The sequence below is a fragment of the Streptomyces sp. NH27 genome, from assembly GCF_056859195.1.
Genome location: NZ_JACEGK010000997.1, coordinates 1 through 989, shown reverse-complemented (window position 1 = coordinate 989; position 989 = coordinate 1). Strand labels below are relative to the sequence as shown.

The 989-nt window shown below is 71.6% G+C and carries 1 protein-coding gene; it reads left to right on the top strand.

From position 1 onward, the window contains the following. Positions 1-75: 75 nt before the first annotated feature. Positions 76-989: DeoR/GlpR family DNA-binding transcription regulator (locus AC13HU_RS37640; protein ID WP_483046502.1), on the top strand; the 914-nt coding region annotated here is incomplete at its 3' end.

Sequence of the window (989 nt, the reverse complement as noted above, 5' to 3'; positions counted from 1 at the left end):
CGCTGAAACCGTCCGGTCGTTGGCGTTACTGTCGGTTCCGTGTTCGCTGCAGAACGTCGTCAGTTGATTCTGGAAATGGTGCGGGCTAACGGAGCGGTGTCGCTGCGGGAGCTCGCTCGGGTCGTCCAGACGTCCGAAGTGACCGTGCGCCGGGACGTACGGGCGCTGGAGGCGGAAGGACTGCTGGACCGCCGGCATGGCGGTGCGGTGTTGCCGGGTGGCTTCACCAGGGAGTCCGGCTTCCCGCAGAAATCCCATCTAGCGGCCGCGGAGAAGACGGCCATCGCCGATCTCGCGGCCGGCCTCGTCGAGGAGGGCGAGGCGATTGTGGTCGGAGCGGGTACCACCACGCAGGAGCTGGCCAGACGGCTGGCTCGGGTGCCCGGACTGACCGTGGTCACCAACTCCCTGCTGGTGGCCCAGGCGCTGGCACACGCCAACCGTGTCGAGGTGGTGATGACCGGGGGCACCCTGCGTGGCTCGAGCTACGGGCTGGTCGGCAGCGGAGCCGAGCAGTCGCTGCACGGGCTGCGGGTGTCCCGGGCGTTTCTGTCCGGCGCGGGGCTGACCGCCGAACGCGGTCTGTCGACGTCCAACATGCTCTCCGCGAGCGTGGACCGGGCGCTGGTGCAGGCCGCCGCGGAGGTCGTGGTGCTCGCCGACCACACGAAGCTCGGTACCGACACGATGTTCCAGACCGTGCCGACCGAGCAGATCACCCATCTCGTCACGGACGATCCCGAGCCGCATGACGAGCGGGCCGGTGCGGAGTTGCAGGCGCTGGCCGATCAGGGTGTGCAGGTGACGGTTGCCTCGCTGCCCGGGAGCGGGCCCTCCGCGGCGGTGGCCGCTGCCGCCACCGCGGACGGGCTCGCGTCCGGGCGCGGACTTCCCGGGCCGCGGCGGCACCATCCGCTGCGCGGCGCCCAGCCGTTGGGTGCCGCTGCCGCCGCCAACGGGGAGAGCCCCACGCCCCGGCTCGCCGACGT